Consider the following 7,044-nt stretch of genomic DNA (forward strand, 5'->3'; position numbering starts at 1 on the left):
ACGAGAGTTTCGAGCCGTCCGCGGTGGCCGGAAATCACGCTACGATCCTCCAAATGGCGCGGCAATGACACGAAGTTTGCAGATCTGGACATGCCACGCAGGGGAAGAAGTGAGCCGTATCAGACGGTTTGTCGTCATCATGCTCTTCGAGGGCGTCGACCTGCTCGATGTCACGGGACCGCCCGAGGTGTTCGCTCTCCTCGACCGGGAGGTGGACGGCGAGACCGGCTATCACGTGGTCCTGGCCGCCGAGACCATGGACCCGGTCACCACGGCGGCCGGTGTCCGGGTACTGCCCGACCTGACGTTCACGGACGTCGCCCGCAGGCAGATCAACACCCTGATCGTGCCCGGCTCCGTGGAGGTCGACACCGAACGCCGGGTACGGGCCCTCGCCGATCCCGGCGTGGTCGCCTGGGTGAGGACCCTCGCCGGCCGCACCCGGCGGATCGCCTCGGTCTGCGTCGGGGCGCATCTCCTCGCCGCGGCCGGCCTGCTGGACGGGAAACGGGCCACCACCCACTGGTCCACCGCGCAGCAGCTCGCCGCCGACCACCCGTCGGTCGAGGTCGACGCCGATCCGATCTTCATCCGTGACGGCGGGGTGTGGACCGGAGCCGGGATCACCGCCTGCCTGGATCTGTCCCTGGCCCTGGTCGCCGAGGACCACGGCGAGAAGGCCGCGACGGCGGTCGCCCGGCAGCTGGTGATGTACCTCAAACGCCCCGGCGGTCAGAGCCAGTTCAGCGTGCCGGCCGGGATCGCCTCCGCCACCCGGCGCATGGACGACATCCGCCACCACATCACCGAGAACATCACCGCGCGCCACACCATCGCCACCCTGGCCGGGTTCGCCCATGTCAGCGAACGCCACATCACCCGCATGTTCAAGGAGGAGCTGGGCACGACGCCGGCCGCCTACGTCGAATCCGCCCGGGTAGAAGTGGCCCGGAACCGCCTGGAGACCACGGACGACACCCTGGAGCGGGTGGCCACCGCCTCCGGCTTCAACACCGTCGACACCCTGATCCGCGCGTTCCGCCGCAGGCTCGACACCACGCCGACGGAGTACCGGAGCCGCTTCCGCCACTCCGCCGGCTGAGCACACACCGGCGCCCCGGCTCCCCGCGGTGAAGAGCCGGGGCGCCGTGGGCCGGCTGCCGGGTCTGCCGGCGGCTCGACGTCCCCGTGGCCGACCGCCGGGCGACGGACGTCACGCGCGCTCGTGCGCCGGAACGGACGTGCCGGGAGCGGCCGTCGGGAAGCGGTCGGGCCAGGGGATCCGGACGGCCGTCAGGGTGACGATCAGGGCCGAGGCCGCGACCGTGGTCATGCCGAGGGTGAGGCTCGTGGTGCTCGCGACGAAGCCGATCAGGGCCGGCCCCGCCAGCAGGCCCGTGGTGCCCATCGCGGCGACCAGCGCCAGGGCGCCGGAGCCGTGGCCGGCGGCCGCGACATAGACGCACGGGGTGACGGCGGCCGCGCCGAGGCCGACGCAGGCGAAGCCCAGGAGGGCCGGGACGAGCCCGCCGGTGAGCAGGGCGAGGGCCAGTCCGGTGGCGGCCACCGCGCTGCCGGCCCGCACCACCCGGCCGTCGCCCCAGCGGCTGCGCCAGCGGTCCGCACGCAGGCGGGCCAGCAGCATCATCACCGAGACGACCGCGATGCCCAGCGGCGCCACGGACGCCGAGGCCCCGACGACGTCCTTCAGGTAGAGCGTCGACCAATCGTTCATCGCGCCCTCGGTGATCGTGCCGAAGGCCATGGCACAGCCCATCAGCAGGGTCGTCCAGGAGGGCAGGGCCCGGCGGCGGCTGCGCTGCGGCCCGCCCGGCGCCCCCGGTTCCGTGTGGTTCAGCAGCCCGGAACGGGCGCCCGCGAGCAGGAGCAGCAACAGGGCCCCGGCCACGGCGAAGTGCGCCGGCACCGACCCGGTCAGCGTGGTCACGCCCGAGGTCAGCAGGGCACCGGCGAGCAGACCGGCGCTGAACGTGGCATGCAGCTGGGACATGACCGTGCGGCCGTGGACCTTCTCCAGCGCGGCACCCTGCGCGTTCATGGCGACGTTGAGGCAGCCGACCGCGACTCCGTCGGCGCACACGGCCAGCAGGGCGAGCGGGTAGTCCGGTACGGCGGACAGCGCGGCCAGTACGGCCACCAGGCACAGCGCGGAGACCAGGGCCAGCCGCCGCGAGCCGAGGCGCCGCATCAGCACGGCGACCAGCGGGAAGGAGGCCGCCGCGCCCGCCCCGCAGACCATCAGCAGCAGCCCCACCTCCCCGGCGCCCAGGTCCAGCCGGGTCTTCAGGGCGGGCAGCCGGGAGACCCAGGTGCCGTACTGGAGGCCCAGGAAGCAGAACAGCGCCGCGATCGACCACTTGGCGCGGGGAAAGGACGGGGAGGGCATCAGCTCGCCTCCCGTACGGCGGCCAGTCGCGCCGACATGTACACCGCGCCGGGGCCGTAGGCGGCGGGGAGGCGCGCCTCGGGGTGGGCGCGGTAGCCGTTGGCCCGCCAGAAGGGTTCCTTGCCGGCGACCGCGATCAGGGACATGGTCCGGAACCCGCGGGTGCGGGCCACGTCCGTCAGGTGGCGGGCCATCCGGCTGCCGAGCCCTCTGCGCCGCAGGGGCGCGGTGATGACGAGGTCGTGCAGGTGCAGGTTGGCGGAGCAGTGGGGGGTCTGTTCGGGCCGGGTCAGGTCGGGGTAGCGGAATCGCGGGTAGGGCAGGGCCAGTGCGTAGCCCGCGATCCGGCCGTCGAGGTCCAGGACGAGGCAGGTGCCCGCCGCGGCCCGGGAGCGCAGCGCGGCCTCCCCCTCCGAGAGCCCCGTGCCGGCGTACGCCTCCGCTTCCAGGGCCACGACCCCGGGCCAGTCGGCCTCGGTGATCCGGCGTATCAGGTGGGTCATGTCAGTGGTGTCCTTCCCGACCCCGGACGCACACGCAGGGCAGCGGGCGGATGCCGTTGAACCCCTGGGTCATGTAACTGGTGGCGTAGGCGCCGGCGGAGAGGATCCAGACCGGGTCGCCGGAGGTGACGGACGCCGGCACGCGCACCGGGTGCCGGCCCCCGCCGTAGGCGTCGTCGCTGTCGCAGGTGGGGCCCGCGACGATCGCGGAGACGTGCTCCGCCGCGTCGAGGTGGCCGGGGAACACCATCCGGTGCGTCAACTGGTCCATCTCGTACAGACCGTTGAACTTGCCGCAGCTCAGGTAGAGCCAGTGGGCGTCGGTCCCGTCCGGCTGCCGGCGGCGGGTCAGCCGGGAGACGTGGGCGCGGACGGCGCCGTGGTCGGCGACCAGGTGGCGGCCCGGCTCCATGACGAAGTCGAGCGGGGCGGAGGTGAGCGCGCGCAGCCGGTCCATGCCCTCGCGGAGCACGGTGAAGATCTTGTCCAGGGGCGGGTCGAGGGGATCGCCGTGGCGGTCCCGGTAGCCGAGCGCGGGCAGGCCGCCGCCGAGGTTGACGTGGTCGGGTACGATCCCCCGCCCGGCCAGCGCCGTCAGCGTCCCGGCGAGGGTGTCGAGGGCCTGCTGCCAGGCCTCGCAGGTCATCTGCTGGGAGCCGACGTGCACGGACAGTCCGGCCGGGATGAGTCCGGACTCGCGGGCCGTCTCCAGCACGTGGACGGCGTCGTCGGGGGCGCAGCCGAACTTGCGGTTCAGGCCCCACAGGGCGCCGGTGCCTCCGGTGGTCAGGCGGCAGAACACCCGGGCGCGGGGCGCGTGCGCGGCGATGGCGGTGACGTCCTCGACGCTGTCGGTGGCGAAGGTTCGGACACCCAGGCGGTGGGCCTCGGCGATGTCCCGGTCGGACTTGATGGTGTTGCCGTAGTGGATGTGGTCCGGCTGCGCGCCGGCGCGGAGGGCCTGGGTGATCTCGGCCGGGCTCGCCGCGTCGAATCCGGCGCCGCGGGCCGCGAGGGTGTGCAGGACCTCGTCGACGGGGCAGGCCTTGAGGGCGAAGCGGATGTGGGTGCCGGGCAACTCGTCGAGCAGGGCGTCGTATTGGTGCTCTATGCCGGTGAGGTCGTAGATGATGCGGTCGGATTCGGCTGCGGCGAGGGATTCGGACAGTGCGCCTACCGATGTGCCGGGAAGTGTCGTCGCGCGCGTGCGGGTCCACCGTGGTTGATCGCGTCCACGCGGCGGTAGCCGCATATCAGACAGGGCCCCGCGCCCCTTTGGGGCGCTCATGTGCGGGCCGCTTCTATCAGTGCCGGCCATGCCTCGACCAGGTACGCGAAGTCTTCGATGTCCGACTCCGCCTCCTCCAGTAACCGGCCCCTCTCGCCTGCGAGTTGGTCGGCGAATCTCGCGTACCGCCCGCCCAGCTTGCGGTACGCCGTGTCCACCCGGTCCAGGCGCCAGACGTTCTCCGTGCGGTCCAGGTCCGTGCTCTCGTGCAGGAACTCCACGACCCGGTCGGCCCGGACGCGATGCCGCTCGTCCAGCAGAGCGGCGCCTTCGGCGGCCATGCGGTCGTAGACGTGGTGGAAGTGGAGCATCGAGAGCAGGAACTTGACGAACCGCCGCTGGTAGGCCGGGAAGCCGGTGTCGGTGCGGCGTTCGGGGGTGTGGAAGTTCTCGATGTGGCGGTTGTGGAGGATGCCGGGCAGGCCCGCGTCGTGGACCAGGTGGAGGAGGAAGTAGTCGCTGCCGATGGTGTCGGTGGCGGGCGGGAGGGGGATCCGTTCGTACACGGCGCGGTCGAAGGCGATGTTGCACATGTCGACGCGCATGGGGTCGACCACGGTGAGGGTCGCCCGGTCGGCGGTGAAGGGTGCCGTGCCGGCGCCGGTGAAGGACTCCTCGACCAGGTGCCGTTTGCGTTCCTCGGGCCAGTCGCCGGGGGCCCAGAGGCTGACGACGTCGTGGTACACACCCTCGTCCAGGCGCCGTATCTCGCCGATGTCGACCGAGAGTGCGCCGATGAAGGAGGCCCCCACCAGTGACACCGGTCGGGCCAGCTGCGCCGGGGCGAGGTCGGTGCGGGTGACGGAGGCCGTGGCCTCGGCGGCGGGGGCGCCCAGCCAGGGCAGCTCGTGGTGGACGGGGAACACCGGCTGTCCCGCGTGGAGTTGGTAGGTGCTGTCGGAGTCCCTGCGGTGCAGCGAGTCGCAGCCGAGGGCGGTGGCCAGCAGGAAGGCGCGGTTGGTGCAGGCGCCGTAGGAGACGGCGGGCGGGAGCATCAGGTGCAGGAGGCGGTGGGGGTGCCGCGACCCGGCCCGCTCGATCGTCCGGCGCAGGAAGGCGCGCTGGGTCTCCTCGTCCAGGTGGTGGACCGTGACGCCCGGTACCGGGTGGAGTCCGGCGACGACCCGGGCGTGCTCGGCGCGGGTGCGGTCGGCGGCGGAGTCGAGGATCAGCAGCTGGACGTCGGCGCCGTGGCGGCGGGCGGCGTGGGCGGCCTCGTCGTGCAGGGCGGTGACGGTGGCCGGGCAGGCACGGTTGGTGGGCAGGCAGAGGCAGATCCGGTGGTTCACTGTGCCTCTTCCGCCGTCGCGGCCCAGGAGTCCAGGCCGAGCAGTCTTCTGCCGAGCGGGGTGAGCGTGGCGGGGCCGTAGCGGTCGGCCTCCGGCGTGCGGGCGTCGCCGAGGAGGGTGGCGTTCCAGTCGGGGGTGGCCAGGGTGCGCCAGGAGTCGATACGGGAGTCGCGCAGTGCCGTGTGCTCCTCCAGGGCCGGCATCATCGACAGGTACTGGACGGCCCGGACACCGTTGTCGGAGAGGTTCGGTGCCACGCCGTGCGCCAGCAGCCCGTTGAAGATCAGCAGGTCGCCGGCCTGGAGGTCGGGGCGGACCACCGGGAACTCGGCGCGGTCGGTGCCGGGCCGGACCGGGTCGCGGCCGGGCGGCTGGGCCACGCGCCACTCCTCGAAACGGCGGAAGAGCTCGGGCGCGCACTGGAAGCCGCCGAGTTCGGGCCGGGTGTCGTTCAGGGCGATGATGCCCTGGACGCGCTGCGGGAGGACGGCGAGGGTGGTGTCGACGTCCCAGTGCAGTTCGATGTCGAAGCCCTCGTCAGCGGGTTCGATCAGGGAGCGCGAACGGGTGCGTATGTTGGGCGGGTTGAGGTTCAGCCGGTCCAGGGTGACCCACAGCTCCGGGCAGTCCCAGACGTCCACGAACGCGTCGTACACGCGCTGCGTCTGGCGGCTGTCCCAGATGAGCTGGTGGTGGTAGGCCTCGACGAAGCCGTAGATGAACAGGTGCCGGTCGAGTTCCGAGCGGAACGGCGGTTCCGTGTACCAGGTGTCGGGGCGGTCGGGGTCGAGGCCCTGGAACTCCCAGGCGAAGTCGAGGAGTTGCTTGGCCTCGCCGGGGGTGATGGCCTCGCGGACGACGACGTAGCCGTAGGTCTGCCAGAAGGCGAGGTCCGCTTCGGACAGCACCCTCAGGGGCTGGGACTTCTCGATGTGGCGCAGTGGGGTCGGGGCGAGGTACGTCTCGCCGTCGGCGCTGAAATAGGGGCGGGCCGAGGCCGCTCGGTGGAGGTGGGGGTGGGGCGTCAGCATGCGGTTCCTCTGTACGACGTGCGCAGGTGAGATCCGGGAAGACGACAGGATTGAGCGGGCCGCCCGCGCGGACGGCGGGCGGCCGGTGGAGCGGGTGGCTCAGCCCGCGACGACGGCCTCCGCCGCCGCCGCACCGCAGACCCGGGCGGCGCCGTAGGTGGCGATGTGCAGGGCGCCGCGCGGGGCGGCCTGCGGCAGGCCCATCTCCACGACGACGGTGTCCGGGCGGGCGGCGAGCAGAGTGCCGAGGGCGGAGGCCATCCAGTCGTGCCGGTGTTCGTCGCGGACCACGGCGACGATCCGGCGGCCGTCGGCCGCGGCCAGCACCTCCGCCCCTGCCCCCGCACCGGTGAACGAGCCGGAGGCGGTGCCGGGCAGCAGCCGCTCGAGCTCGGCGGCCACGCCCCACGGGGTCTGGTCACCGACGGCGATGTTGCGGGCCGGCTCGAACTGGGCGACGTACACCGGCGCGGTGACCGGCGCGGCGGCGCCCGCGCGGGTCACGCGCAGCGCGCGGCGGGCCGCG

Annotated in this window: 6 protein-coding genes and 1 pseudogene; 1 reads left to right on the top strand and 6 read right to left on the bottom strand. The window is 72.9% G+C overall.

Annotated elements, in window-relative coordinates; translation table 11 throughout:
- The first annotated feature begins 109 nt into the window (after positions 1 to 109).
- A complete protein-coding gene (locus tag ABB07_RS08605; RefSeq protein WP_208898164.1) occupies positions 110 to 1,102 on the top strand; it encodes a GlxA family transcriptional regulator in 993 nt (330 codons plus the stop codon).
- 111 nt (positions 1,103 to 1,213) lie between these two features.
- Here ABB07_RS08605 and ABB07_RS08610 read toward each other — a convergent pair whose 3' ends face one another.
- From ABB07_RS08610 to ABB07_RS40650, 6 genes and pseudogenes are all read right to left on the bottom strand, one after another.
- Positions 1,214 to 2,407, bottom strand: coding sequence for an MFS transporter (locus ABB07_RS08610; protein WP_208898165.1), 1,194 nt, complete (start codon positions 2,405 to 2,407; stop codon positions 1,214 to 1,216).
- Positions 2,407 to 2,910 (bottom strand): GNAT family N-acetyltransferase, encoded by a 504-nt coding sequence (locus ABB07_RS08615; RefSeq protein WP_208898166.1) that lies wholly within the window; start codon positions 2,908 to 2,910, stop codon positions 2,407 to 2,409. The genes ABB07_RS08610 and ABB07_RS08615 overlap by 1 nt, the downstream gene beginning before the upstream one ends.
- A 1-nt stretch (position 2,911) precedes the next feature.
- Positions 2,912 to 4,198 carry a type III PLP-dependent enzyme gene (locus tag ABB07_RS08620; RefSeq protein WP_244189275.1) on the bottom strand — a complete coding sequence of 429 codons (1,287 nt, stop codon included), beginning with the start codon at positions 4,196 to 4,198 and terminating at the stop codon, positions 2,912 to 2,914.
- The gene (locus tag ABB07_RS08625) at positions 4,195 to 5,487 is read right to left on the bottom strand and encodes a DUF6271 family protein (RefSeq protein ID WP_208898167.1); all 1,293 of its coding nucleotides are present in this window, start codon (positions 5,485 to 5,487) and stop codon (positions 4,195 to 4,197) included. The genes ABB07_RS08620 and ABB07_RS08625 overlap by 4 nt, the downstream gene beginning before the upstream one ends.
- A complete protein-coding gene (locus tag ABB07_RS08630; RefSeq protein ID WP_208898168.1) occupies positions 5,484 to 6,518 on the bottom strand; it encodes a phytanoyl-CoA dioxygenase family protein in 1,035 nt (344 codons plus the stop codon). Before ABB07_RS08630 ends, ABB07_RS08625 begins: the two co-directional genes overlap by 4 nt.
- A 99-nt stretch (positions 6,519 to 6,617) precedes the next feature.
- A pseudogene (locus ABB07_RS40650) lies at positions 6,618 to 7,044 on the bottom strand (glycoside hydrolase family 3 protein); the annotation flags it as partial.

This window comes from Streptomyces incarnatus (assembly GCF_001027185.1).
Taxonomy (GTDB): domain Bacteria; phylum Actinomycetota; class Actinomycetes; order Streptomycetales; family Streptomycetaceae; genus Streptomyces; species Streptomyces puniciscabiei.